Source organism: Peptoniphilus faecalis (assembly GCF_012976305.1).
In the GTDB taxonomy this organism is placed as follows: Bacteria; Bacillota; Clostridia; order Tissierellales; family Peptoniphilaceae; genus Peptoniphilus_A; species Peptoniphilus_A faecalis.
Map to the genome: position 1 here is coordinate 113,406 of NZ_JABDSR010000002.1, position 24,908 is coordinate 138,313.

At 33.1% G+C, this 24,908-nt stretch carries 26 protein-coding genes; 23 read left to right on the forward strand and 3 right to left on the reverse strand.

What is annotated here, in order from left to right; translation table 11 throughout:
• Positions 1-61: 61 nt before the first annotated feature.
• The 8 genes from murA (at position 62) to HKO22_RS01755 (ending at position 8,024) form a co-directional block, all read left to right on the forward strand.
• Positions 62-1,309, forward strand: coding sequence for a UDP-N-acetylglucosamine 1-carboxyvinyltransferase (gene murA, locus HKO22_RS01720; protein ID WP_075659619.1), 1,248 nt, complete (start codon positions 62-64; stop codon positions 1,307-1,309).
• Between the two features lie 24 nt (positions 1,310-1,333).
• Entirely contained in the window at positions 1,334-2,860 is a 1,527-nt protein-coding gene (locus HKO22_RS01725; RefSeq protein WP_169968116.1) for an ABC transporter substrate-binding protein, read from the forward strand.
• Positions 2,861-2,924: 64 nt separating this feature from the next.
• Positions 2,925-3,854, forward strand: coding sequence for an ABC transporter permease (locus HKO22_RS01730; protein ID WP_169968117.1), 930 nt, complete (start codon positions 2,925-2,927; stop codon positions 3,852-3,854).
• Positions 3,855-3,861: 7 nt separating this feature from the next.
• Positions 3,862-4,704, forward strand: coding sequence for an ABC transporter permease (locus HKO22_RS01735; protein ID WP_169968119.1), 843 nt, complete (start codon positions 3,862-3,864; stop codon positions 4,702-4,704).
• Between the two features lies 1 nt (position 4,705).
• Positions 4,706-5,662, forward strand: a complete 957-nt coding sequence (locus tag HKO22_RS01740; RefSeq protein WP_169968121.1) for an ABC transporter ATP-binding protein — start codon at positions 4,706-4,708, stop codon at positions 5,660-5,662.
• Position 5,663: 1 nt separating this feature from the next.
• A complete protein-coding gene (locus tag HKO22_RS01745; RefSeq protein ID WP_169968252.1) occupies positions 5,664-6,464 on the forward strand; it encodes an ATP-binding cassette domain-containing protein in 801 nt (266 codons plus the stop codon).
• 83 nt (positions 6,465-6,547) lie between these two features.
• On the forward strand, positions 6,548-7,177 hold the full coding sequence (locus tag HKO22_RS10785) for a metallopeptidase family protein (RefSeq protein WP_235932800.1): 630 nt from the start codon (positions 6,548-6,550) through the stop codon (positions 7,175-7,177).
• On the forward strand, positions 7,170-8,024 hold the full coding sequence (locus HKO22_RS01755) for a DnaJ domain-containing protein (RefSeq protein ID WP_169968123.1): 855 nt from the start codon (positions 7,170-7,172) through the stop codon (positions 8,022-8,024). Before HKO22_RS10785 ends, HKO22_RS01755 begins: the two co-directional genes overlap by 8 nt.
• Positions 8,025-8,134: 110 nt before the next feature.
• On the opposite strand, the gene HKO22_RS01760 is transcribed toward HKO22_RS01755, so the two are convergent.
• The 3 genes from HKO22_RS01760 to HKO22_RS01770 form a co-directional block, all read right to left on the reverse strand.
• Positions 8,135-8,896 (reverse strand): hypothetical protein, encoded by a 762-nt coding sequence (locus tag HKO22_RS01760; RefSeq protein ID WP_169968125.1) that lies wholly within the window; start codon positions 8,894-8,896, stop codon positions 8,135-8,137.
• Positions 8,889-9,476 carry an RNA polymerase sigma factor gene (locus tag HKO22_RS01765; RefSeq protein ID WP_169968127.1) on the reverse strand — a complete coding sequence of 196 codons (588 nt, stop codon included), beginning with the start codon at positions 9,474-9,476 and terminating at the stop codon, positions 8,889-8,891. Before HKO22_RS01765 ends, HKO22_RS01760 begins: the two co-directional genes overlap by 8 nt.
• Before the next feature lie 91 nt (positions 9,477-9,567).
• Complete coding sequence (locus HKO22_RS01770; protein WP_169968129.1) at positions 9,568-11,133, reverse strand: SH3 domain-containing protein; 1,566 nt, start codon at positions 11,131-11,133, stop codon at positions 9,568-9,570.
• 118 nt (positions 11,134-11,251) lie between these two features.
• Here HKO22_RS01770 and HKO22_RS01775 point away from each other — a divergent pair, with 118 nt between their 5' ends.
• The 15 genes from HKO22_RS01775 to HKO22_RS01845 all read left to right on the forward strand — a co-directional run bounded on the left by HKO22_RS01775 (position 11,252) and on the right by HKO22_RS01845 (position 24,851).
• Positions 11,252-12,154 carry an alpha/beta fold hydrolase gene (locus tag HKO22_RS01775; RefSeq protein ID WP_169968131.1) on the forward strand — a complete coding sequence of 301 codons (903 nt, stop codon included), beginning with the start codon at positions 11,252-11,254 and terminating at the stop codon, positions 12,152-12,154.
• Positions 12,155-13,093 carry a phosphoglycerate dehydrogenase gene (locus HKO22_RS01780; protein ID WP_169968133.1) on the forward strand — a complete coding sequence of 313 codons (939 nt, stop codon included), beginning with the start codon at positions 12,155-12,157 and terminating at the stop codon, positions 13,091-13,093.
• Positions 13,094-13,428: 335 nt separating this feature from the next.
• Positions 13,429-15,387 (forward strand): methionine--tRNA ligase, encoded by a 1,959-nt coding sequence (metG, locus tag HKO22_RS01785; protein ID WP_169968134.1) that lies wholly within the window; start codon positions 13,429-13,431, stop codon positions 15,385-15,387.
• 8 nt (positions 15,388-15,395) lie between these two features.
• Entirely contained in the window at positions 15,396-16,160 is a 765-nt protein-coding gene (locus tag HKO22_RS01790) for a TatD family hydrolase (protein WP_169968136.1), read from the forward strand.
• Positions 16,157-16,708 carry a ribonuclease M5 gene (rnmV, locus tag HKO22_RS01795; RefSeq protein WP_075659607.1) on the forward strand — a complete coding sequence of 184 codons (552 nt, stop codon included), beginning with the start codon at positions 16,157-16,159 and terminating at the stop codon, positions 16,706-16,708. The genes HKO22_RS01790 and rnmV overlap by 4 nt, the downstream gene beginning before the upstream one ends.
• 28 nt (positions 16,709-16,736) lie before the next feature.
• Entirely contained in the window at positions 16,737-17,552 is an 816-nt protein-coding gene (gene rsmA, locus HKO22_RS01800) for a 16S rRNA (adenine(1518)-N(6)/adenine(1519)-N(6))-dimethyltransferase RsmA (protein ID WP_407947279.1), read from the forward strand.
• Positions 17,553-17,558: 6 nt separating this feature from the next.
• Complete coding sequence (locus tag HKO22_RS01805; protein ID WP_169968138.1) at positions 17,559-17,909, forward strand: ArsR/SmtB family transcription factor; 351 nt, start codon at positions 17,559-17,561, stop codon at positions 17,907-17,909.
• 85 nt (positions 17,910-17,994) lie between these two features.
• Positions 17,995-18,222, forward strand: coding sequence for a glutaredoxin family protein (locus tag HKO22_RS01810; protein ID WP_075659604.1), 228 nt, complete (start codon positions 17,995-17,997; stop codon positions 18,220-18,222).
• Positions 18,223-18,276: 54 nt separating this feature from the next.
• Positions 18,277-18,843, forward strand: coding sequence for a manganese efflux pump MntP (locus HKO22_RS01815; RefSeq protein ID WP_211660188.1), 567 nt, complete (start codon positions 18,277-18,279; stop codon positions 18,841-18,843).
• Between the two features lie 450 nt (positions 18,844-19,293).
• Positions 19,294-19,602, forward strand: coding sequence for an OadG family protein (locus HKO22_RS01820; protein ID WP_075659597.1), 309 nt, complete (start codon positions 19,294-19,296; stop codon positions 19,600-19,602).
• 51 nt (positions 19,603-19,653) lie between these two features.
• Positions 19,654-20,079: a biotin/lipoyl-containing protein gene (locus HKO22_RS01825; RefSeq protein ID WP_169968142.1), complete on the forward strand. Its 426-nt coding sequence runs from the start codon at positions 19,654-19,656 to the stop codon at positions 20,077-20,079.
• A 14-nt stretch (positions 20,080-20,093) separates the two neighbouring features.
• The gene (locus HKO22_RS01830) at positions 20,094-21,230 is read left to right on the forward strand and encodes a sodium ion-translocating decarboxylase subunit beta (RefSeq protein WP_075659595.1); all 1,137 of its coding nucleotides are present in this window, start codon (positions 20,094-20,096) and stop codon (positions 21,228-21,230) included.
• A 73-nt stretch (positions 21,231-21,303) separates the two neighbouring features.
• A complete protein-coding gene (gene gctA, locus HKO22_RS01835; RefSeq protein ID WP_075659594.1) occupies positions 21,304-22,275 on the forward strand; it encodes a glutaconate CoA-transferase subunit A in 972 nt (323 codons plus the stop codon).
• Positions 22,275-23,069, forward strand: coding sequence for a glutaconate CoA-transferase subunit B (gene gctB / locus HKO22_RS01840; protein WP_075659593.1), 795 nt, complete (start codon positions 22,275-22,277; stop codon positions 23,067-23,069). The genes gctA and gctB overlap by 1 nt, the downstream gene beginning before the upstream one ends.
• Positions 23,070-23,081: 12 nt before the next feature.
• Positions 23,082-24,851 (forward strand): acyl-CoA carboxylase subunit beta, encoded by a 1,770-nt coding sequence (locus HKO22_RS01845; protein WP_169968143.1) that lies wholly within the window; start codon positions 23,082-23,084, stop codon positions 24,849-24,851.
• The last annotated feature ends 57 nt before the right edge of the window (positions 24,852-24,908 follow it).

Here is a 24,908-nt window from a genome sequence, read left to right on the forward strand (position 1 = left end):
ATTTTATGGCTCTATGATATAATTAAATTGATATAAATAAAAGAATATAGGAGGAATCCTTTTGGATAAAATTTTAGTAAGACCAAAGGGCCCACTAAAGGGCAATGTAAGAATATCGGGTGCGAAAAATGCTGCTCTACCAATACTTGCAGCTACAATACTTGGAACGGAAGAAATAGTATTGGAAGATGTACCTGAACTTAAGGATGTTGAGATAATAACAGAAGTTTTGAGAAAATTAGGTCTCAAAATAAATAAAGATGGAAATAGATTAATTATTGATCCAAGTGGACTTAATTCTTATAAAACAGATTATGAACTTATGAGTAAGATGAGGGCATCATTTTTGGTAATGGGACCACTTCTTGCAAAATTAAACAAAGCTTATAATTCTCTTCCTGGAGGATGTAATATTGGTTCAAGACCAATAGATTTGCACCTAAAGGGCTTTAGAGCCTTAGGCGCAAATATTGAAATGACTCATGGAGAAATAAAAGCTGAGTGCGATAAATTAGTTGGCACGAAAATTTATTTGGACTTCCCATCAGTTGGTGCAACTGAAAATATTATGACTGCTGCAGTTTTAGCTGAGGGCGAAACTGTGATGGAAAACTGTGCTATGGAACCTGAAATTGTAGACCTTGCAAATTTTTTAAACAAAATGGGGGCAAGGGTAATGGGAGCAGGCACTTCAACTATTAGAATTAGGGGAGTGGAAAAACTAGGAGGCTGCACTCATCAAGTAATACCAGATAGAATTGAAGCAGGAACATTTATGGTTGCGGCTGCAATCACTGGTGGAGATATAACAATTGAAAACATTATTGTTTCTCATTTGAAGCCAGTTATTGCAAAATTAGCGGAAACTGGTGCAAAAATTATTGAAAATGACGATAAGATCAGGGTAATTGGAACTGAAGAAATAAAACCAATTGAGATAAAAACTCTTCCTCATCCAGGATTTCCAACTGATTTACAAGCACAATTCATGGCATTACTAACTCAAGCGGAAGGACAATCAGCCATTATTGAAACAGTTTTTGAAAATAGATTTATGCACGCCGAAGAACTTAAAAAAATGGGCGCAAAAATCAAAGTAGTAGATAGAGAAGCCATACTATTGGGTAAGAGTAAATTATATGGATCCAAGGTTGCTGCAACAGATTTAAGAGCAGGAGCTGCACTTATTCTTGCGGGATTAGTTTCTGAAGGTGAAACGGAAATTTCTGAAATTCACCACATTGACAGAGGTTACGAAAAAATCGAAGAAAAATTTAGACATCTTGGAGCTAATATAAGAAGAGTATAATAAAATATAGAGAGGAAGATGAATATGAAGAAAAAATTAATTATAGCAATGCTTTTAGCACTTTCGCTTTTTATGGTGGCTTGTTCCAACAAAGGAGATACCAAGGCTGAAGGAAAAGTTCTAAAAGTTGCAGTTTCAGAAGATGCACAGACTCTTGAACCTAATGATTTAAACGACGACTATGCAGAAAATATTTTAATTCAAGTTTACGACACTTTGGTAAAAAGAAATTCTAAGGGCGAACTTGTAAATTCCATTGCAGAGTCAATTGAAACACCAGATCCACAGAGTTTTAAAATAAAAATTAGGGAAGGAGTTAAGTTTTCCAATGGAGATCCACTTACAGTTGAAGATGTAATATTTACTTTACAAAGAGCGGCAGCAAGTGAAAAGTTTAAATCTTTTTATGGAAAAATTGATCCCAATTCTTACAAAAAAGAAGATGATTTAACTTTCTCCTTTAAATTAACAGAACCAGATGCAGCTTTTTTAAACTCGCTATCACATCCAGCTGTTTCTATTTTGTCTAAAAAATATGTGGAAAGTGGAGCAGATCTCGCTAATGCACCAATGGGTACTGGACCTTTTGTATTAGACGAATGGGTTCAAAATGATCACGCAAACTTTTCTGTAAATGAAAATTATTGGGACGATGCTCCAAAAATTTCTGGAATCGAAATGAAGGTAATACCAGAAGCTTCCCAAAGAATTATTGAACTTGAAAGTGGCGGAGTTGACCTTGCATATAAAGTAGATCCGTCAGAAATTCCAAATATTGAAGAAAATAAGGATTTAAAACTTTATAGAAAATTAGATAATTCAGTTCATTTTATTGGATTTAACATGGACAAAGCTCCCTTTGACAAAAAAGAGGCTAGAGAAGCTATGGTAAATGCAATTGACATGAATTCAATTTTTAAAACTGTATATATGAATAGTGGAAAACTTGCTACAAGTCCAATTAATCCAAATTTCAAATATTCTATTGCAGATTCACTTAAACCAAATGTCGTGAATAAAGAAAGGGCAAAGGAACTTTTTGCAGCCGCAGGAATGGGAGAAGGAACAAATCTTTCCATTTATACATCTGACAACACTCAAAGAGTAAATGTCGCAACAATGATGCAAGCACAACTAAAGGAATATGGCATTGGCCTTGATGTAGAAAGACTTGAATGGGGAGCATTTATAGATGCACTAAAGAATAAGGAACACAATATGTTTATCATGAGTTGGAATCCATCAGTTGTCGATGCACATTATGAACTTTTTCAACCTTTCCATTCCTCAAATAAGGGCCAAGGACCAAACTATATGTACTTTGGAAATGAAGAACTTGATAATTTAATAAAAGAAGGTATTTCAACTATTGATGAAGCGAAGAGGGCTGACATCTATAAGAGAGCTCAAGAGCTTATCAATAAAGAGTATCCATGGTTATACATCTGTTATGGCGAAACAGTTGTTGCTGGCAATAATAGAGTTGAAGGACTAGATCTTCTTCCAAAATACCCACAAGAACTTAAAGATGTAAATCTTTTAGAAAAATAATTTTTTAAATTCACCAAGGTATTCTTTGGTGAATTTGTCTTTTCTACAGAAGAAAGGATTAGATATGACTAAATATATATTAAAGAGACTTTTAATATTAATACCAACACTTTTAGGCGTGAGCTTTATAGTGTTTTCACTTTTATATTTATCGCCGGGAGATGCTGCTCTTGCAGTAGCAGGACCTGATGCAACTAAGGAAGCTGTAGATGCTATAAGGGAAAATTTGGGGCTAAATCAGCCCTTTATAATTCAGTATGGAAATTATTTAAAGAATTTAATTTTTCACTTTGACTTGGGCACAAGTTATCAATCTGGTAGATCTGTAACAGAGGCTCTTATTAGAGTCTTTCCAACTACAATTAAACTTGCAAGTGGCGCTCTTGCCATTGCAGTAATTATGGGAATTATCTCAGGTATAATTGCAGCTCTAAAGAAAAATACTTTTATCGACTCAATTATAACAGCCCTTGGCATGGTTGGCCTTGCAATGCCAATTTTTTGGTCAGGACTTTTACTTATAATTGTATTTTCTACGAAATTAAAGGTGCTTCCTGCATCGGGCTTTTCATCTTTAAAGCAGATGATATTGCCCTGGTTTGCACTGGGTTTTCAGTCTTCCGCAGTAATCATGAGAATGACAAGATCTGCAATGTTAGATGTTCTCGACAAGGATTATATTAGGACTGCCTATGCAAAGGGACTTAGCAAGAGGAAGATAATATTTGTCCACGCGCTTAAAAATGCAATGATCCCTGTTATAACTACTATTGGGCTTCAAGCTGGTGGACTTCTCGGTGGAAGTATTTTGACAGAAACTATTTTTTCCATTCCTGGAATTGGAAGGCTAATGGTTGATTCTATAAAAACTAGGGACTATCCAATAATTCTCGGTGCAATTATGCTTATTGCAATAGTTTATTCTGTGATTTCAATTATTGTCGACATTCTCTATGGATTTATAAATCCGAGGATCAAGTCAGAGTACAAGTAGGTGAACTATGTTAAAGAGATTAAAAAACTTTTTTAAATATTATAGCAGAAATAAAATAGCAGTAGTTGCCCTTGGATTTTTAATTCTATTAATTTTTGTAGCAATTTTTGCGGATGTGCTTTCACCCTATGATTACACAGAGCAGTTCCCCAAGGATAATTTTTTAAAACCAAGTAGCGCTCACTTAATGGGCACAGATAATTTTGGCAGAGATATTTTTTCAAGAGTCCTTCACGGAGCACAAGTTTCTCTAAAAATTGGATTTACATCTGTAATAATTTCAACGATAATCGGAGTAATTATAGGTGCTTTTGCAGGCTACTACGAGGGGATTTTTGATTCTATAATCATGAGAGTAATGGATACAATTTTATCTATTCCACAACTTGTACTTGCGATTGCCCTTGCAGCTGCTCTAGGCAGCGGAATGAAGAATTTAATTTTAGCAGTTTCTCTATCTTCTATACCAAGCTATGCTAGGATTGTAAGAAGTCAGGTAATGTCTATTAAAAACTTGGAATACATTGAATCGGCTAGACTGTCTGGCGTAAAAACTTTTAAATTAATTTTTGCTGAGATACTTCCCAATTGTTTTGCACCAATAATTGTGCAAGCTACAATTGGAGTTGGAACTGCAATTTTATCTGCGGCATCTCTTTCCTTTATTGGGATGGGAATTATGCCGCCAGAAGCAGAATGGGGACAAATGCTTTCTGAAGGGAGAGCCTATATTAGAAATTATCCACATATAACTCTATTTCCAGGCCTTGCCATTGCCCTTACAATTTTAGTTTTAAATATTGTGGGCGATGCCCTTAGAGATGCCTTTGATCCAAAATTCAGGAGGTAGTATGTTATTAGAAATAAAAAATCTTGAAGTCTTTTTTAAAAGTTCTCAAGGAACAGTAAAAGCTGTCAACAAAGTGAATATAAATACACGTGACGGGATGACAACTGCCATAGTTGGCGAGAGCGGTTCGGGCAAATCTGTAACATCCCTTGCAATAATGGGCCTAATTGACAAGTCATCTCTTGAAAAAATTTCTGGTGAAATAAATTTTGAGGGGAAAAATCTTTTGGAATTTTCACAAGAAGAACTTAGAAAAATTAGGGGAAAGGAAATATCCATGATTTTTCAAGAACCAATGACTTCGCTTAACCCAGCTCTAAAAATTGGCTATCAAATGTCTGAGGTTTATAGGACTCATTTTAATATGGATAAAAAAACTGCCAAGGAAAAATCAATTGAGATGATTAAAAAGGTTGAGATAGACAGAGCAGAAGATATTTATAATTTATATCCCCACGAACTTTCAGGGGGAATGAGACAAAGAGTTATGATTGCCATGGCACTTTCTGCATCTCCAAAACTTTTAATAGCAGATGAAGCTACAACTGCCCTTGATGTTACAATTCAAAGGGAGGTTTTGGAGCTAATGAAAAAATTAAAGCAAGATATGAACACTTCTATAATTTTCATAACTCATGACCTTGGTGTAGTATCCGATATTGCCGATTATGTAAATGTGATGTATGCAGGCAAAATTGTTGAAAGGGCAAGGGCAGTAGATATTTTTAATGAACCACTACATCCCTATACTAAGGGACTTATTAAGGCGATACCTACTGTATATAAAAAAAAGGACGAGCTATACACAATTAGAGGTTCAGTGCCAAATCCAATTAACTTGCCTGACTGTTGCTACTTCTGCGACAGATGTGACGAGAAGATGAAAATTTGTGAAGAAAAAGTTCCAGAGGAAATTGACATCGACGGTCACAAAGTCAGTTGTTTCTTGTATAGGTGATATTATGGACAAAACAATTTTAGAAGTAAAAAACTTAAATAAAGAATTTAAAATAAACGGCGGCGAAGTTTTAAGGGCAGTAAAGGATATTTCCTTTGATTTAAAAACATCTCATACCCTTGGCATAGTTGGCGAAAGTGGTTCAGGAAAATCTACTCTTGCGAGATGTATTATGGGTCTTTATCCTGACGCAAAGGGCGAGATAATTTACAATGGAAAAAATATTTTAAAAGAAAACCAAAGGGAGCTAAAGGAATATCGAAAAAACGTGCAGATGATTTTTCAAGACCCCTATTCCTCTCTTAATCCAAGAAAAAAATGCAAAGATATAATTGCATCGGGTATACGAAATTTAGTGGGCGAAAGGGACAAGAATAAAATTCACAAAAAAGTTATGGAAACTATGGAAATTTGTGGGCTTTCAGAATATCACGCTGAGAGATATCCTCACGAATTTTCTGGAGGACAAAGGCAGAGGATTTCTATTGCAAGGGCCCTTGCAGTAGATCCAAAAATAATTGTGGCAGATGAACCCACTTCTGCATTAGATGTTTCCATTCAAGCACAAATAATAAATTTGATGGAAGATTTGCAAAGAGATCTTGGTCTTAGCATGATTTTCATTTCTCACGACCTTTCAGTTGTAAGACATGTGGCGGAAGAAGTGCTTGTAATGTATCATGGCGAGTGTGTAGAGTACAATAAGTCAGAAGAAATTTTTAAAAATCCAAGAGAGGATTACACTAAAAAATTATTGGCATCAGTGCCAGGCAAGAATTTAGCAGAATTTGAAGATGTGTAGAAATTTTCTTTTGAGGGTATTATAATTAAATAGAGTAGATAAAACTGTAGGGTTCTACAGTTTTTTATTTTGGAGTTGAAAAGATGCTTAGTGATTACATAGAAGGCGATGAAAATTTGCTTGAAGATAATTCTTTCACTTATGAAGATAAAAATAAAATTAAAGTTTCATTAAAAATAAATGATGAATTTTTTGAAAAAGAAAATGAAATCGATGAAGATAATGAAAGTGAAAGAGAAATTTTATATAATAAAGAAGAGGAGTCTTCACCTTTAAATAGCGAAGGATTTTTAGAACAAAGTCCTAAAGAAAATAATGATTTTTACGACGAATATTATTTGGATAGGATAGATGAAGTCCAAGAAATTTTGGAAAAAATTTGCGAGAGCATACCATCTTATGCCTATGAACATCTAAACGGTGGTATAATTCTAACAGAAGAGGTAAAGTATCACGAAGAATCTCGCAATGACGATTTACTCATAATGGGCGAATACCAAAGATCAATGCTTGGCAATATGATAAAAATTTATTATGGCTCCTTTATGGAGATGTATAGATTTTCATCGAGGGAGATCTTAAAGAAAAAGCTAGAGGAAGTTTTGCTCCACGAGTTCACTCATCACTTGGAGTTTTTAGCAAATGAGTGGGGACTTGTAATCGAAGACAAGAAATTTTTAGAAGAATATAGAAAAGGTAAAGTTAATGAATAAAATTTTAGGATATTTTTATAAGGGCTTGGGCAAATTTTTTGACCTAATCTTAACTTTTTTAATAGTGATAGTAAATATTGCCGTGGATTTATTTTCTGCGATAAGGAAATTTTTCTTATACGTCATATCCATGGGAGGTTGTTTAATAATATTGATATTTTTAAATCCCTTTGCGTGGGTGGGGATTGCTCGCAATAGATGGTTATCCACAATAATAACTCTTGCGATAATCGTGCCACTACTTGGAAATGTTTCAGAATCCTTTCTTAAATATATTCACTACATGGTAACTGAATTTTTCTACGATAGGGCAGATCACTATCTTCTTGGAAAAGAAAATGAATTTGAAAATATTTCTGGCTATGGAAGGGCTTATTGGGAGAAAAAAGAGAGAGAAAGAATTAAACAAGAGGAAGAAAAGAGAAAGAGAAGAGAAGAAGAATTTAACCAAAGGTTTAAAGAATTTGGCGGATTTACATGGACAACTTTTGACGACTTTTCTCAGTTTGAAGAATTTTTTAGACAAGCAGGCTATGGATACTATGACGGTCAAAGCTCCAATTATGACAATTATGGAAATTATGGAAATTATGGTAATAATTCATCACAAGGACAGAGATACGGATTTAAAGAGCAATATGAAAGTGCCTGCGACACTCTCGGTGTAAATTATTCGGCAGACAAATATGAAATTAAACTTGCCTATAGGAAAATGGCAAAAAAATATCACCCAGATCTAAATAAAGAAGAGGGAGCAAAGGAAAAATTTCAAAAAATAAATGCAGCTTATGAATTTTTAAATGATTCAAATATTGAGATGTATAAAAAGATGTCTGGCGCAAATTAAATATTTTAGACAAAAAGAAAGGACCGCGAGGGTCCTTTTTTAGTGTTTAGATTTTTAAATTTACAACCATCTAATTTATAAGAAAAATGTTTTAACTAACTTCGAAAAAATTATTTTATAATTTCTTCTGCCATCTTATAAAATTCGTTCACGTCCATATCATCTCCAGCCATTAAAGCATATTGGACTCCCTTGTAGTCAAAGATTAGGTGCTTTGAAGCATTTTCTTCTCTTTTATCTGAACCAATAGCTAGGTTAAAGAAAGGATCATTTTTTGATCTTTCAAGTTCTTCTTCTGTTGCATCTTTTTCATCTGCTAGGAATAAATTTTCAACTCTTGAATAATAAACTGGCACTCCATTAATTTCTCTAATTTCATTATAAGGTTGTTCTGAAATTGGCTTTGAAGTTTCTGGATATTTATCAACAAAGAGAATTACTTTTTCCCCAACTTCATTTTTATAATTTACCTTAAAGGACTTCCTCTTATTTAATTTTGCACCAGCATCATCAGTATCTGCAATATCAATTAAAGTTATGCCATCAAAACCATAGGAACCTAAGCTTTCGGGTATTTCTGCATCAATACCTGTTTTCTTTTCGGCCTTTGCCACATCAGTATACTTTGTATAATTATAATATGAAGTTGAAGAAGTGATAGTTCCAGTAATTTTTCCTGCTGCAAAAACGCCAATTGAAAGCACGAGCATAGCCGATGCTATTAATATAAATCTTTTTTTCATTTTAAATTCTCCTTTATCTTCTGTAGACTTTAATTTCAAGTCGATTTTATTTTTAAGATAATCAGAAGGAGAAGAATTTTCTACGCTTTCTCTTAATTTATTTTTTAAATATTCATCAAAATTATTCATAAATGTTCTCCTTCTCGCCAAAATTTTCGCAAAAGTCTTGATCAATTTTAATTAACTCTTTTTTCAAATTATTTCTAGCTCTAAATAGTCGTGACTTAACTGTGCCCTTAAAGGTCTTGCAAATTTTTGCGATTTCCTCAATGGAAAAATCATCGTAGTAAAAGAGGACTATAACTTCCCTTTCCCTTTGTTTTAATTTTAATAGTGCTTCTTCAATTTCTTCATTTAAAAGGAACTCATCTTCTCCATTTGAAACACTACCTATATCCGCCCTATCTAAAACAAATTCGTCTGGAAATTCTCTCTTTCTCTTTTTATACTTCGTATAGCAAAAATTTTTTAGAATTGAAAAAATCCAAGGTTTTAGTTTATTAAAATCTTTTAGACTATTTATATTTTTGTAAATTGATAAGAAGGTGTCCTGCAGCACATCTTCTGCATCGTCTTTGTTTCCCAAAAGGAGAAGTGCAGTGCGATATAATATTAAATTGTACTCTTTATACAGGAGGTCAAAGGAATATTTATCACCATTTTTTAAATTTTCAAAATTTTCTAAGGTAAAATTATTATCTTGATTCATTTTATCCTCCTTTGATGCATCTAATTATAAGACTATTTAGGATGCAAAAAGGTTCATTAAAAAAACAAAAAATCCCCACAAAAGTGGAGATTTAATTTAAAGTTTTGTCAGAGATCCAACCAGTTGTATTTTCGCCTGAAACTGTACTTTTAACTTCTACATGGCACCAAATTCTTTCGCCTTGTTCGATTTTTGTCTCCAAGATGTAGAGTTCAGTTCCCTTTTCCAAAATTTTTATTATTTCAGAATCAACACTGGGTTCTTTCCTTAAGTTTGCCTTTTCTGTTGCTACATTTCTATAAGTGTGAAGTAGTTCAGAAGATTTTTTTGCCGTCTGTGCTGCATCTGTGTAGTCATTTTCTTTTTCAAAATTTTCCCTTTGAACGCCCTTTTTATTCAAATCAATGGCGTTTTTGCTCTCAATTTCTTTTTTTAAAGTTGTCGCTTTTGCAGATTCAGGCACCACTTCAAGATAGGAATTTAAAAGTGAAAGTGCATTACTAATTTTGTTTTCCGTGTATAAACTTTTTACATTAGTCAAAATTATATTGTCAATGGAGAGGAGTTTATCTTGTGCTGAACTATAGTTTTTATCGTCTTCTTGAATTACTTTTTTAAAATTAGAGGCAGAGTCAATATAATTTTTTTCTCTGTAAAATTCAATACCTTTTTGATAAAATTCGTTAGATTGAACTAATTTCTTTAATTTTTCAATTTCCTTTGAAATTTCTGGAGTTGTTTTTTCCTTTGTAGCTTCTTTGTAAACCTCAAGAGCTTCATTATATTCGCCGCTTAATGCCAAAGCTCTTGCATCTTCAATTTTATTTTCATTTCGAGAAACTACTGTAAAATTAATTATAAGTATAGAAATTATTGACAAGATAAATATTAAAACTAAGGAAAAGAAGATGATTTTTCCTGAAAATTTTCTTGGCTTTTTTAAGCTAACATCGTTAGTTCTGTCGCTTTTTAGGCTCTCAATATTGGGGGCAATCTTTGATAAATTTGTTTGAGTTAAGTGAGTTTCCAAAGTTTTTAAATTAATATCCGATGTAGACCTCGTGTTTTCAATTACATTTAAAATTTTTGAATTTATAAGTGGTTCAGTCAAATTGTTTAGCACAAAACTTTTATTTCTGCCACAAAAATCACACTCGGTGTTTTCCTTTTCATTTATAAAACCACAGGCACAGCGCCAAAAATCAATTTGATTTTCTCCGTAAGTTTTAATTCCTTCGCCAAGGGTGTCCTTTATTTGGGCACGTTTTTTTTCTGGTATTACAGGAAGATTGATTTCATATTTTTTTTCTGAACAAGGTATAGTTTTGCCATCACAAGTGTATTTTGAGATGTAAATATCTATTGCCCTTGCATCATAAAATCTCTCGTCCAATAAAAAAGGATCTAAAAAATATCTCGTGTAAGGTTTTATGTTTACTGATTGTGCAAAATAAAATTCTTTGCCATTAAACAAATAAAATTTATCAATAGATTTAAACTTTACAGCAAATTCTATATTAGTTACATAAGAGTCTGTTGCATTTAACATATCAATTGCTATTGCAAAATCACCGCTAGTGAGTTCGGCATTAGCAATTTGAATTTTTTCATTTGTATTAAAGCTAAGTTTTGTGGGTAAGGTTCTAAAAAAACTCATAAAGACTCCTTTCTATTTATTAATTAATTATAATCTACTTGAAAAATTTTTACAATATGGCTCTATTTACTAAATTATGTCTTTATCATATAATCTAATCATAGAAGAGAGGTGGAAGATGAATTTAAAAAGAAATTATATGGATATAAGGGGCGAAAAAATTTTTTACCTAGAAAACGAAGGTAAATTAGACAAAAATATTTTATTTATACATGGAAATATGTACTCATCTTCTTGTTTTATAGAAGTTATTAAAAGTTTAGGGGATTACAAAATTTTTGCGCCAGACATGAGAGGATATGGTAATAGTTCTTATAACAACAAAGTTACATCAATAGATGATTTTGCTTTGGACATAAAAGAATTTATTTTAAAACTTAATATAAATAATTTTACCCTGGTCTCATGGTCTCTTGGCACTGGAGTTGCCCTTGAACTTTCAAAGGATAGGGAAATAAATAATAGAATAAAAAATCAAGTTTTCTTAGCTCCAATTGGCTATGAACCTTATAGTGTTAATGGTGCAGACGTTCTTACAAGTAATTTTCAAGAATATTTGAGCAATTTTGACTTTATTAATCCTCAAAAAAACTTGGAAATCTTTAAAGGACTAATGACCTTTAATATGGGCTTAATTGAAGATAGTTTTGCAAGCATAGGCATGAAGGGCGATGAATTAAAAAAAGATAATATTAGAATTTTATTTAAAACCTTTATATACAATGTGAATATGCCAGAAAAGGAGGAGTTTGAGAGAAATATAGACTCTGCAATTAAACAGAGAAATTTAGAGGAAGTTGCGAAAATTTTAAGGAATTATAAATATTTTGGTGGAAAGTTAAACAAAAAGAGTACAGTTTTGCACGGCTATGATGATAGGGTAATTTCATACATGGACGGAAAATTTTTGGCAGATGAATTAGGTGCAAAATTTGAAAAATTAAATAATTGTGGACATTCTGTAATGACGGATAAAAAGAATTTTGTAGTAAAAATAATAAAAAAATTTGTGGAGGAATAAATGAAAGTTTTATTAAGCAAAGGTATGGCAAGAAAATACGGCGACACAATAAGAAAATTGGGCTATGAAGTAATTGGTTACGATGAAAAAAATCCCAATGAAGTTGAAGATTATGGCGAAGATATTTTAATTGGTGACATTAATTTAAAAAATATAAATTATAAAAATCACAAAAATCTAAAATATATATTTTTAGCATCAGTTGGAATTGATTTTTTGGATTTAGATTACATTAAAGAAAAAGAAATAATTTTGTCCAATAACAACGGAGCATACGATGATCCTATTGCAGAGTGGATAGTCTATGGACTCCTTCAAATTGACAAAGAAGATAGAAAAAACATTGAAAATCAAAATAAAAAAATTTGGGATAAGAGAAGTTTTGCCTACAATTTATATGGCAAAAAGGCTCTTTTCATGGGTACTGGAACAATTGCGATAGCTGGAGCAAAGAGATTAAAGGGATTTGATATTGAGTTAAATGGATTTAATACAAGTGGTAGAAAAGTTGAACCCTTTGATAATGTCTATTCAATAGAAGAACTTGATGAAATTCTTCCGAACATGGACTATATTATAATGTGCCTACCAGTAACAGAAAAGACTCACCACATACTTGATAAAGAACGCTTTGAAAAATTAAAGGAAGGCGTAGTAATAGTAAATATATCAAGGGGTGCAACAATAGATGAAAATGCACTTGTAGATGCAATTAAATCTGGAAAAATAAGAGGAGCGGCACTTGATGTATTTGAAGAAGAACCATTAAGCGAGTCATCACCACTTTGGGAAATGGAAAATGTCTACATCTATCCACATATTTCCTTCTCCTGCGAAGACTTGGGCAAAAGGCAATTTGACACAGCCTATCAAAACCTAAAGGCATTAAAAAATGATGGAGATTTTAAAAATATAGTGGACTTTGAAAAGGGTTATTAATTTAAATAAAGAGTTTCTTTATTTAAAGCGGAGAAAAATCCTTTGTGCGTAAAAAATATTTGAGATGTTAAATAATTCTATTGTAATTTTAAAGGATTGTGGAAAAAACAAGAGTAATAAATATTTGTTTAAAGAATATGAAGTAGAAAATAGGGTTAAAATCCAAATTTGTTTTTTATAAAAATTATCAATTTTTCTTGTATTAGCAAGGGTTAAATTGATTTTATGGCTAAATTCAGTTATAATTATTTTAACAAAGATAACAGTTTATCGAAATTTTGACAGATTTTGCCAAGACCTTATCCTACGGGATTAGGTTTTTTTATGGAGGTTTTATGAGTAATAAGAAATTTTATGTTACAACGCCAATTTATTATCCAAGTGATAATCTTCACATTGGGCATACTTACTGCACCGTGGCAGTTGATTGCGTTAAGAGATTTAAAAAAATTAAGGGCTATGATGTATTTTTTACTACTGGTACAGATGAACATGGTCAAAAGATAGAGGAAAAGGCTAAGGAATTTGGCATGAAGCCAAAGGATTATGTCGATGGAATTGTTAAAAATATAAAAAAACTTTGGAAAATCATGGATATTGACTATGACTATTTTGTTAGATCAACTGATGAGGATCACGAGAAAGATGTTAAAAATATTTTCCAAAAACTTTATGACAAGGGCGATATTTATAAAGGCGAATATGAAGGTTATTATTGTACTCCTTGTGAATCTTTTTGGACTGAGGCACAACTTGGCGAAAACAAAACTTGTCCTGACTGTGGAAGGGAAACTCAGTTAACTCACGAAGAATCTTATTTCTTTAGACTTTCTAAATATAAAGATAGACTTTTAAAATATTATGAAGATCATCCAGAATTTATTGAGCCCGCTTTTAGAAAAAACGAAATGATAAAAAACTTCTTTGAAGGCAAAGATGGTCTTGAGGATCTTTCTGTTTCTAGATCTACTTTTGATTGGGGAGTTAAGGTTCCCTTTGACGACAAGCATGTTGTCTATGTGTGGATTGACGCTCTTGCTTGCTATTTGACAGCTATTGGCTATGGCACTGATAAGGAAAAATTCAATTCTTATTGGCCAGCTAGTGTCCACTTTGTTGGAAAAGAAATCATGAGATTTCATGTTATTATTTGGCCTGCTCTTTTAATGGCACTTGATTTACCGCTTCCCGAAAAAGTTTTTGGTCATGGATGGATTTTATTTGACAACGACAAAATGAGCAAGTCTAAGGGAAATGTCATTTATCCTGAACCAATTATCAAACTTTACGGTGTTGATGCTCTTAAATATTTTTTACTTCGTGAATTTTCTTTTGGTTCTGACGGTTCCTTTAATATTGAAAAATTTATGCAAAGACTTAATTCTGATTTGGCAAATGACCTTGGAAACCTTCTTTCAAGAACTGTTTCCATGATTGACAAATACAATGAGGGTTTAATAAATGACATGGGCGTAAGAGAAGATGTTGACGAGGATTTAGAGAACCTTGCCGTTTCTGTTGTGGATGAAGTTGAAGCAGCAATGGAACACTATCAATTTTCTGTTGCTCTTGAGTCAATTTGGAAACTAATTAGAAGATCTAATAAGTATGTTGATGAAACTGAACCTTGGAAATTAGCTAAGGATGAAGATAAAAAGGATAGACTTAACACAGTTTTATATAATTTGGCAGAAAGCTTAAGAATAGTTTCTATTTTAATTTATCCTTTTATTAAGGATACTTCTCTAAAGATTAGAGAGCAACTTGGTTTAAGTGATGAAATCAATTGGGAAGATTCAAGAGTTTTTGGCTTGTTGAAAGACGGCACAAAGGTCAACAAGGGTGAAGTTATTTTTCCAAGGCTTGATATTGAGGCTGAAATTGAAAGATTTAACGAAGAGAACACCGCTCTTTTAAATTCAAGAACTATTACTGAAGCTAAAGAAGAGGATAAAGAAAGTATAAAAAAGGAAGTTAGTATAGAAGATTTTGCAAAACTTGATATAAGAGTTGCAGAAATTGTTGATGTTGAAGATCATCCTAATGCAGATAAACTCTATGTTCTAAAATTAAAAATAGGTGATATTGATAGACAAATTGTCTCTGGAATTAAGGAGTACTACAAAAAAGAAGATTTAGTTGGAAGAAAAATTTTAATGATTTTAAATCTAAAGCCAATTAAATTAAGGGGCGTTGAATCTAATGGTATGTTACTTGCAGCGGAAGATGACGAGGGAAATTTAACACTTGCATCAACTTTATCTGAAATTAAATCAGGAGCAAAAATTAGTTAGGAGAAAATATGATAGATTCACATGTACATTTAGATGACGAGGCCTTTAATGAAGATCGTGATGATTTAATCAAGGGTTTAAGTGAAAATGGAATAGAACTTGTAATAAATAATTCTTCAGACTTGCCATCTTCAGAAAGGTCAGTAGAACTTGCTAACAAGTATGAGAATATTTACGCAGCTATTGGAGTGCATCCTCACGACGCAAAAACCTATGACGATAATGTAGAAAAAAGACTTATTGAGCTTTCAAAGGATAAAAAGGTTGTTGCAATTGGAGAAATTGGCCTAGATTATTATTACGATAATTCTCCAAGAAATGTGCAGAGAGAAGTTTTTAAAAGACAAATTGAGCTTGCAGTAAAGTTAAAGAAAAACATTGTAATTCACTCTCGTGATGCAGCTAAAGATACCTTTGATATTTTAAAAGAAGCTCACGAAAAATACGATTTTAAAGCATTGATTCACTGTTTTTCTCAATCTGTGGACATGATGAGAGAGTATATAAAAATGGGCGACTACATCGCTCTTGGCGGTGTAGTTACTTTTAAAAATGCAAAAACGCCTAAGAAAGTTGCAAAGGAAGTACCACTTGATAGACTACTTCTCGAGACGGATTGCCCATACATGACGCCAGTTCCCCATAGAGGAAAGAGAAATGAACCCAAGTTTGTGAAATTCGTTTGTCAATATATTGCCGATCTCAGACAAAGGGAAGCGGCTGAAATTGAAAAAATCACAGCAGAAAATACAAAGAGGTTTTTTGGAATATGAAAAGGACAATTAAAGAAGTAATTGTCGCAGAAGGTCGTGATGATGAGATTGCCATCAAAAAGGCTGTGGACGCTGAGATCATTACTACTTGCGGTTTTGCCTTTGGCAAAAAATTAATTAATCTTTTAAAGGATATAGAAAAAAAGAGAGGGATAATCATCTTCACAGACTCAGATTATATGGGTTCTCAAATTAGAAAGAGAATTGCAGATGAAATTCCAAGTGCAAAGCACGCCTACCTTTCTCAAAATGTTTCCACAAAACATGGAGATATTGGAGTTGAAAATGCCTCTCCTGAAGAAATTTTAAAGGCATTAAAGGCGGCACGAGCTACAAAAATTGAGGTAGTCAGCGAATACACTATGAGCGATTTAATCGAAAATCGACTTATAAATTCAGAGGATGCAAGTGCTAGACGTGAAAAGCTTTCTGAAATCCTAAAAATAGGATATGGAAATGGAAAAAAGACTCTACACAAATTAAATTCCTTTGGAATTACAAGGGATGAATTTGAAGAGGCTATGAAGGAAGTGAATTCTCATAGATAGATTATATAAACCAAGCAAACTTTCAGAAATTCTTTCAAAGTATGGATTTAGGTTTACAAAGTCTTTAGGGCAAAACTTTTTAATCGATGGAAATATTGTCAGAAAGATTGTTGACGTAGCAGAAATAAGTGAAGAGGACAATGTAGTTGAAATTGGTCCTGGAGTTGGAACTTTAACAGAAGAGCTTGCCCTTCGTGCAAAAAAAGTTGTGGCAGTAGAAATTGACGAAAAGTTAAGAGAGCTTCATAAGGAAACTCTCAATATTGAAAACGTAAAAGTAATCTACGGAGATTTCCTCGACTTAGATCTAAAAAAACTAACAAAAGAGGAGTTTGGAGATGAAGATTTTAAAGTAGTCGCAAACCTACCTTATTACGTTACAACACCTATAATAGAAAAATTAATTTTAGCAAAGGTAAATTTAATTTCCATAACAGTAATGGTACAAAGGGAAGTTGCAAAGAGACTTTCGGCAGAGCCTGGCAGCAAAGACTATGGTTCGCTATCTGTTTTTATAAATTATTACACAGATTGCAAATATAAATTTCAAGTGCCAAGTTCAGTTTTCATGCCAAAGCCAAATGTTGACTCAGCTGTAGTTAACTTGAAGATGATAAATAGAGAAGAAATTGATACAGAATTCTTATTTAAAGTTGTTCGTGCATCCTTTAATACAAGGCGAAAGACTATTTTGAATTCTCTTTCCAATTCAAAATTAAATTACACTAAAGAGGAAATAAAAAGAGCTCTTGAATTAAGTGGCATTGATGAAAGAAGAAGAGCAGAGACTCTTAAACTTGAAGAGTTTATTATTTTAAGTGTAAATTTTAAAAGTGTGGGGTAAATAAAAATGAATGATAAATATATAGATGAAATTCCAAAAGAAGTGGAGCGGGAGATTTCCATTTTTAACGAAGAAGAGGATTTAATAGAAGTAATTTCTCAAATATTCAAAGCTTTATCTGATCCTACGAGGATTAAGATTATTTATGCGCTTATGAATGGGCCATTATGTGTATCTGATATTGCAGTTTTACTTGATATGAGTCAATCTTCAATATCACATCAACTTGCACTTTTAAGAAATCAAAACTTAATAAAAGTGAAGAGAAAGGGTAGAAGAGCATACTATTCCTTAGACGATGAACATGTTCTATGTATTTTTAAAGATGGATTAGATCATGCAAAGCATAAATTATAAAATTAAATCTTTGTAAATAATTTTAAATTATTTGATTCACCTATATTATTGGAGTATAATAAAAGAACTAATGAGGAGGAATAAAATGAGTAAAGTAACAGTTTATACAAGTAATACTTGTCCTTATTGCACAATGGCAAAGGACTATTTAAAAGAAAGAGAAGTTGAATTTGAAGAAAAGAATGTCCAAACAGACAAAGAAGCTAGAAATGAATTAATGGCAATGGGCTATACTGGAGTGCCAGTAATCTGCGTTGACGATGAACAAATTGTTGGCTTCGATAAAAATAGATTAGACGAATTATTAAAATAATTTTTTAAAATTAGAAGTAGATGCTGAAAAGCATCTATTTTTTTGGGAGTGAAGATGAATTTAGTATCAGTATTTTTAATTGGAGTTGGACTCTCTATGGATGCCTTTGCAGCGGCAATTTGTAAGGGACTCTCCATAAAAAGAAATTTTTTAAAAAAATCCTTTGTGATTTCACTATTTTTTGGTTTTTTTCAAGCACTAATGCCCTATATAGGTTATTTATTGGGCTCAATTTTTGCAGAAAAGCTTCAAGCAGTAGATCACTGGATAGCTTTTGTACTTTTGTCAATTATTGGGGTTAATATGATAAGAGAATCAAGAGATAAAACTTGTGAATTTGAAGAAGATAGACTAGATCTTAAAAACTTATTAATGCTTTCTATTGCAACATCAATTGATGCACTTGCAGTGGGAGTGTCCTTTGCTTTTTTAAAAATAAAGATATTTATTGCTGTACTTGCAATAGGCCTTACAACTTTTTTAATTTCATTTTTGGGAGTGAGAATAGGAAGGGTATTTGGAATTGCCTTAAAGGACAAGGCACAGGTAGCAGGAGGATTAATACTAATTCTGCTTGGCTTAAAGATTTTAGTAGAACATCTTGGACTTATTACATTTTAATCAATAGTAGACTCTCTTTAGTTTTTAAACTAAGAGAGTTTTTATTTGCAAAATTTTATCAAGCTAAAAATTTTACAGCACTAATTAAAATTAGAAAATTTATAAATCACAAAATAAATAAAAAAAGCATAGTAAAAAATCAAGGTTTCATATAGTCAAAGATTTTCCTTTAAAAATTAATTTTTATAAAAAAAAGGATTATAATTATAACTTTTTTTAACAAATGTAATTATAATTAAAAAATAGTTAGAATTTATTTATTATAAAGAATAAATAAGCAGGCTTTCCTTTATTTTACTCACTTTTTCATGTATAATTAACCTTAGAAAAGATTTAGATTAATTAATCATACATAGATATTTTAATTGAATTAATCTTAGGTCTTTGTTATAATAATCTTAAAAGCTGGAATGGATTCCGCAATATGAAACCACATTGGGAGGTGTTTTAATGTTAGGAGATGTTACTCTTACCCTTGGAGAAGCTTTTGGTGTAGCATTGACAGGACTTACAGTAGTATTCTTGGCCCTCATATCTTTATTAATAGCAATAAAAATAATTAGTAAAGTAGTTAACAGTATAGAAGGTAAAAAAGAGTCAAGTCCAAGTGTAGCGCCTGCAAAGGCAGCACCACAAAAGAAAGTAGTTGATAATTCAATGGATCCTGCACTATTAGCAGCAATCATTGGAGCTATTAATATGGAAGAAAGATCAAGAGTTGAAAGTTTTAGAATTGTTTCTATAAACGAAAAAAAATAAACGAAAAAATAAATTAAAAATTATTCTATTATTTATGAAAAGGAGAAATTAATGAAGTATCAAGTTAAAGTAGATGGAAAAGTTTTTGAAGTAGAAGTTGAAAAAGTTGGTGGAGGTTACCAAACACTTACACCGGGCTCACTTACAGCAGCACCAGCACCTCAAGCAGCACCTGTAGCAGCCCAAGCTCCAGTAGCTCCAGCTGCACCAACACCTCAAGCAGCACCAGCACCAGCGCCTCAAGCAGCACCTGTAGCATCAGGCGGAAGTGGAGATGTAATTTCACCTATGCCAGGAACTATTCTTAAAATAAATGTTAAGGATGGAGACACTGTAGGAGAAGGAGATGTAATTCTTATTCTTGAAGCTATGAAGATGGAAAATGAAATCGTAGCTCCATGTGCTGGAAAGGTAACACTTAATGTAAAAGCGGGAGAAACAGTAGATACTGACGCATTACTAGCAAGTGTTCAATAATAGGAGGTCGAAACATGTTATTAGAAACATTACAAGGGATTCTTAGTGAATCGGGGTTTGCAGGATTACAGTGGCAAAATGTAGTAATGTTTATCGTATCTTTTATTCTTCTTTATCTGGCAATAAAAAAAGAATTTGAACCACTACTATTACTTCCAATTGCCTTTGGTATGCTTTTAAGGAATTTACCATTAGCAGGTTTAATGGACGTTGGGGATCCATGGCAAAGCTCTGGAGTTTTAGCTATCATGTATAATGGAGTTAAGTCAAATTTATTCCCATGTCTAATTTTTATGGGCGTAGGAGCAATGACTGACTTTGGTCCACTTATCGCTAATCCAATTTCATTACTTTTGGGTTCAGCAGCACAGTTTGGCATTTATGTTGCATTTATTGTTGCTGTAAAACTTGGATTTACTGGACCAGAAGCAGCGTCAATTGGAATTATCGGTGGAGCAGATGGACCTACAGCTATATTTACAACATCACAACTTGCACCACATCTATTGGCACCAATTGCAGTAGCAGCCTATTCATATATGGCACTCATTCCAATGATTCAACCACCAATTATGAAGGCACTTACTACTGAAAAAGAAAGAAAAACTGTTATGACATCATTAAGAAAGGTATCTAAACTAGAAAAAATAATTTTCCCAGTTGTAGTAGTACTTTTCACATCACTACTTCTTCCAGATGTAGCACCACTTCTTGGTATGCTTATGCTTGGAAATTTATTTAAAGAATCAGGAGTAGTTAATAGATTATCCGACACTGTACAAAATGCGTTAATGAACATTGTTACTATAATGCTTGGTACAACAGTAGGAGCGACTGCAGATGGAACAACTTTCCTACAACCTGCAACTATTAAAATTATCGCTCTAGGACTTATGGCATTCTGCTTTGCAACAGCAGGCGGTGTTATTTTTGGAAAAATTTTATACATTGTAACAGGTGGTAAAATAAATCCGCTCATTGGGTCAGCTGGGGTATCAGCAGTTCCAATGGCAGCACGTGTATCACAAGTTGAAGGTAGAAAATATAATCCTACTAACTTCTTATTAATGCACGCAATGGGACCTAATGTTGCGGGAGTTATTGGCTCAGCCGTAGCGGCAGGTGTATTCTTAATATTATTTAGTCACTAATTAATTTATTCAGCTCCACCGTGGGCTGAATATTTATGCAATCAAGTTATATTTAACAAAAGGAGGTTTTAACTTGAGTAAAGTAATGAAACTTAAAGACGCCATAGCAAAATATGTAGAAGATGGCGATGTAATTTCACTAGGGGGATTTACAACTAATAGGAAACCTTACGCAGCAGTAAACGAAATTTTGCGTCAAGGTCAAAAGGATTTTATCGTTGAAGCAGGACCTGCAGGAGGAGACTGGGACACATTAATTGGAGCGGGCAGAGTAAAGGCATACATAAATTGCTATACTGCTAACTCAGGATATACAAATGTTTCAAGAAGATTTAGAGCAGCAGTTGAAAAGGGAGAACTTCTTATGGAAGACTACTCTCAAGACGTTGAAATGCAAAGAATTCACGCAGCTGCACTTGGCCTTCCATACTTACCATGTAGATTAATGATGGGTTCAAGTTTAGTTGATGAATGGGGAATATCCAAAGAAGAAAGACAAAAAATCGACAAACTTCCAAACGACAAGTATATATATGTAGAAAATCCATTCAAAAAAGGCGAAAAACTTGTTGCAGCACCAGTTCCCGAAATTGACACAGCAATAATTCACGTACAAATGGCTTCTCCAGATGGAACTACAAGAATTCTTGGAAACACATTCCACGATGTTGACATTGCAATTGCAGCTAAAAAAGTTATTGTAACTTGTGAAGAACTTGTTTCTGACGAATACATCAAAAACTTTGATGCAGCTGACAATAAAATTCCAGGATTTTGTGTTGATGCAGTAGTTCACGTACCTTTTGGAGCTCACCCTTCACAATGTTATGAATATTATGATTACGATGCTGATTTCTACAAGATGTACAATGTTAAATCAAAGACAGAAGAAGATTTCAACGCATTCTTGGACGAATGGGTTTACGGTGTTGAAGATCATGATGAATACCTTGACAAACTTGGAGCTACAAGAATAATTGGTCTTAGAAATGTTCCAGGATTTGGCTACGCAACAGACGTACTAAAGAAGGGAGAAGATAAATAATGGCTAGATATGATAATTATACAAATAAGGAAATGCAAGCAGTAACAATTGCTAGACAAATCAAAAATGGTCAAATAGCAATTGTTGGAACAGGATTACCTCTAATTGGAGCTTCTCTTGCAAAAGCAGTTTACGCTCCTGACTGTTACCTAATCGTAGAATCAGGACTTATGGATTGTGATCCAATTGAAGTTCCAAGATCTGTTGGTGATAATAGGTTTATGGCACATTGTGCAGTTCACTGGACAAATGCAACTTATGTTGGCTTCCAAGCTAATGAGTGGAGACATGACAAGAAGAGAATGATTGCATTTATTGGTGGAGCTCAAATTGATCCCTTTGGAAATGTTAACTCAACAGTAATTGGCGATTACCACCATCCTAAGACTAGATTTACTGGTTCAGGCGGCGCTAATGGTATTGCAACTTATGTAAATACTATTATCATGATGCAACATGAAAAGAGAAGATTTATTGAAAAAGTTGATTATGTTACTTCTCCTGGTTGGATAGATGGTCCTGGTGGAAGAACTAGAGTTGGAATTCCTGAAAATGTTGGTCCACAAATGGTTGTAACTGATAAGGGTATATTAAAATTTGACGAAGATACTAAGAGAATGTATCTTGCTGGATATTATCCTTCTTCTTCACCAGAAGATGTTCTTGAAAACACAGGATTCGATATCGATGTATCTCGTGCAGTTGAACTTGAAGCACCAGATGAAAATGTAATTAAATTAATAAGAGAAGAAATAGATCCAGGCGAAGCTTTCATTAAGAGACCTGTAGAATAATAAGGAGGATTTATGACTCAATATTCACTTGCTTCATATTTTCAAAATATGAAGACAATTGGAAAGCCATTAAGAGCAGTTGATGAAGACAATTTTAATCAATTAAGAGAAATTGAAGAAGAAATTAGAGAGTTTGCAGAAAAAGCTCTTGCTGCTGGAAAACCAGATGAAAAAGTAAATGAACGTGGAGAAATGACAGCACTACAAAGAATTGCTGGACTTATCGATGAAGGCACATGGTGTCCACTTAACACGATTTACAACCCTGGTGATAACGACCACGGTACAACTGGCGTTGTTAAAGGGCTTGCAAAAGTTGACGACAGATGGGTATATATTGTTGCCAGCGACAATAAAAAACTTGCGGGTGCATGGATTGCTGGACAAGCTGATGATCTTTTAAGAGCATCAGATACAGCTGAAAGGCTTAGAATTCCACTAGTTTATATACTAAACTGTTCAGGCGTAAAACTTGATGAACAAGAAAAAGTTTATCCAAATAGACGTGGAGGCGGTACTCCATTTTATAGAAATTCAAGACTAAACCAATGTGGAGTTCCTGTAATAGTTGGAATTTATGGAACTAACCCTGCTGGTGGTGGATATCACTCAATTTCACCTACAATTATAATTGCACATAAAGATGCAAACATGGCTGTTGGTGGAGCTGGAATCCTTAGCGGTATGAATCCTAAGGGATATATAGACGAAGAGGGAGCAAATCAAATTGCAGATCAAACTGCAAATGCTAAAAAAACTACTCCTCCAGGATCAGTTGGCGTTCATTTTGCACAAACTGGTTTTATGAGAGAAGTATATGTTGAAGAAGAAGGAGTACTTGAAGGAATTAGAAAATATCTTTCAATGCTTCCAAAATATCAAAGAGAATTCTTTAGAGTAGACGATCCAAAGAATCCACTATACGATCCTAATGATATGTATTCACTAATTCCTATTAATGGCAAAAAAGCTTATGATATATATGATGTAATCGCTAGACTTTTTGACGGTTCTGAATTTATGGAATACAAAAAGGGCTATGGCAGAGAAATGGTAACTGGACTTGCAAAAGTTAATGGGCTTTTAGTTGGTGTTGTTGCCAATGTTCAAGGTTTATTAATGGGCTATCCAGAATACTATAATGATCCAAAACATATTTCTATTGGTGGTAAACTTTATAGACAAGGTCTAATAAAGATGAATGAATTTGTAACACTTTGTGCTAGAGACAGACTTCCTATAATCTGGCTACAAGATACTACTGGCATAGATGTAGGTGATGATGCAGAAAGGGCTGAACTACTAGGACTTGGTCAATCACTTATTTATTCAATACAAAAATCTGATCTTCCACAAATGGAAATTACAATGAGAAAGGGAACTGCAGCTGCTCACTATGTACTTGGTGGACCACAAGGAAATGATACTAATGCATTTTCACTAGGAACTGCCGCAACTGAAATCAATGTAATGAATGGAGAAACTGCCGCTACTGCAATGTACTCTAGAAGACTTGCAAAGGATAAGAAAGCAGGAAAAGATCTTCAACCAACTATTGACAAGATGAATGAATTGATTCAAGATTATGCAGAAAAATCAAGACCTTTCTCTTGTGCTAAATATGGTTTAGTTGATGAAATTGTAAATATGAATCTTTTGAGAAACTATATTATTGCATTTACTGAAAGTGCATACCAAGATCCAGATTCAATTTGTCCAGTTCATCAAATGCTTACTCCAAGAATTATTAGAGATTACGACAGATTAAATAACATTAAATAATACAAAACACGACATTTTATTGGATAATCTGTAAAGGATTATCCAATATTTTTGTAT

Excerpts from the sequence above, each read along its gene's own strand:
- HKO22_RS01790 (WP_169968136.1), top strand. The coding sequence starts at position 15,396 with ATGATAGATTCACATGTACATTTAGATGACGAGGCCTTTAATGAAGAT.
- HKO22_RS01845 (WP_169968143.1), top strand. The coding sequence starts at position 23,082 with ATGACTCAATATTCACTTGCTTCATATTTTCAAAATATGAAGACAATT.
- HKO22_RS01815 (WP_211660188.1), top strand. The coding sequence starts at position 18,277 with ATGAATTTAGTATCAGTATTTTTAATTGGAGTTGGACTCTCTATGGAT.
- HKO22_RS01820 (WP_075659597.1), top strand. The coding sequence starts at position 19,294 with ATGTTAGGAGATGTTACTCTTACCCTTGGAGAAGCTTTTGGTGTAGCA.
- HKO22_RS01730 (WP_169968117.1), top strand. The coding sequence starts at position 2,925 with ATGACTAAATATATATTAAAGAGACTTTTAATATTAATACCAACACTT.
- HKO22_RS01805 (WP_169968138.1), top strand. The coding sequence starts at position 17,559 with ATGAATGATAAATATATAGATGAAATTCCAAAAGAAGTGGAGCGGGAG.
- HKO22_RS01775 (WP_169968131.1), top strand. The coding sequence starts at position 11,252 with ATGAATTTAAAAAGAAATTATATGGATATAAGGGGCGAAAAAATTTTT.
- HKO22_RS01780 (WP_169968133.1), top strand. The coding sequence starts at position 12,155 with ATGAAAGTTTTATTAAGCAAAGGTATGGCAAGAAAATACGGCGACACA.
- HKO22_RS01735 (WP_169968119.1), top strand. The coding sequence starts at position 3,862 with ATGTTAAAGAGATTAAAAAACTTTTTTAAATATTATAGCAGAAATAAA.
- HKO22_RS01825 (WP_169968142.1), top strand. The coding sequence starts at position 19,654 with ATGAAGTATCAAGTTAAAGTAGATGGAAAAGTTTTTGAAGTAGAAGTT.
- HKO22_RS01765 (WP_169968127.1), bottom strand. The coding sequence starts at position 9,476 with ATGAATCAAGATAATAATTTTACCTTAGAAAATTTTGAAAATTTAAAA.
- HKO22_RS01740 (WP_169968121.1), top strand. The coding sequence starts at position 4,706 with ATGTTATTAGAAATAAAAAATCTTGAAGTCTTTTTTAAAAGTTCTCAA.
- metG (WP_169968134.1), top strand. The coding sequence starts at position 13,429 with ATGAGTAATAAGAAATTTTATGTTACAACGCCAATTTATTATCCAAGT.
- rnmV (WP_075659607.1), top strand. The coding sequence starts at position 16,157 with ATGAAAAGGACAATTAAAGAAGTAATTGTCGCAGAAGGTCGTGATGAT.
- HKO22_RS01725 (WP_169968116.1), top strand. The coding sequence starts at position 1,334 with ATGAAGAAAAAATTAATTATAGCAATGCTTTTAGCACTTTCGCTTTTT.
- HKO22_RS10785 (WP_235932800.1), top strand. The coding sequence starts at position 6,548 with ATGCTTAGTGATTACATAGAAGGCGATGAAAATTTGCTTGAAGATAAT.
- HKO22_RS01770 (WP_169968129.1), bottom strand. The coding sequence starts at position 11,133 with ATGAGTTTTTTTAGAACCTTACCCACAAAACTTAGCTTTAATACAAAT.
- HKO22_RS01830 (WP_075659595.1), top strand. The coding sequence starts at position 20,094 with ATGTTATTAGAAACATTACAAGGGATTCTTAGTGAATCGGGGTTTGCA.
- HKO22_RS01810 (WP_075659604.1), top strand. The coding sequence starts at position 17,995 with ATGAGTAAAGTAACAGTTTATACAAGTAATACTTGTCCTTATTGCACA.
- HKO22_RS01760 (WP_169968125.1), bottom strand. The coding sequence starts at position 8,896 with ATGAATAATTTTGATGAATATTTAAAAAATAAATTAAGAGAAAGCGTA.
- HKO22_RS01755 (WP_169968123.1), top strand. The coding sequence starts at position 7,170 with ATGAATAAAATTTTAGGATATTTTTATAAGGGCTTGGGCAAATTTTTT.
- gctB (WP_075659593.1), top strand. The coding sequence starts at position 22,275 with ATGGCTAGATATGATAATTATACAAATAAGGAAATGCAAGCAGTAACA.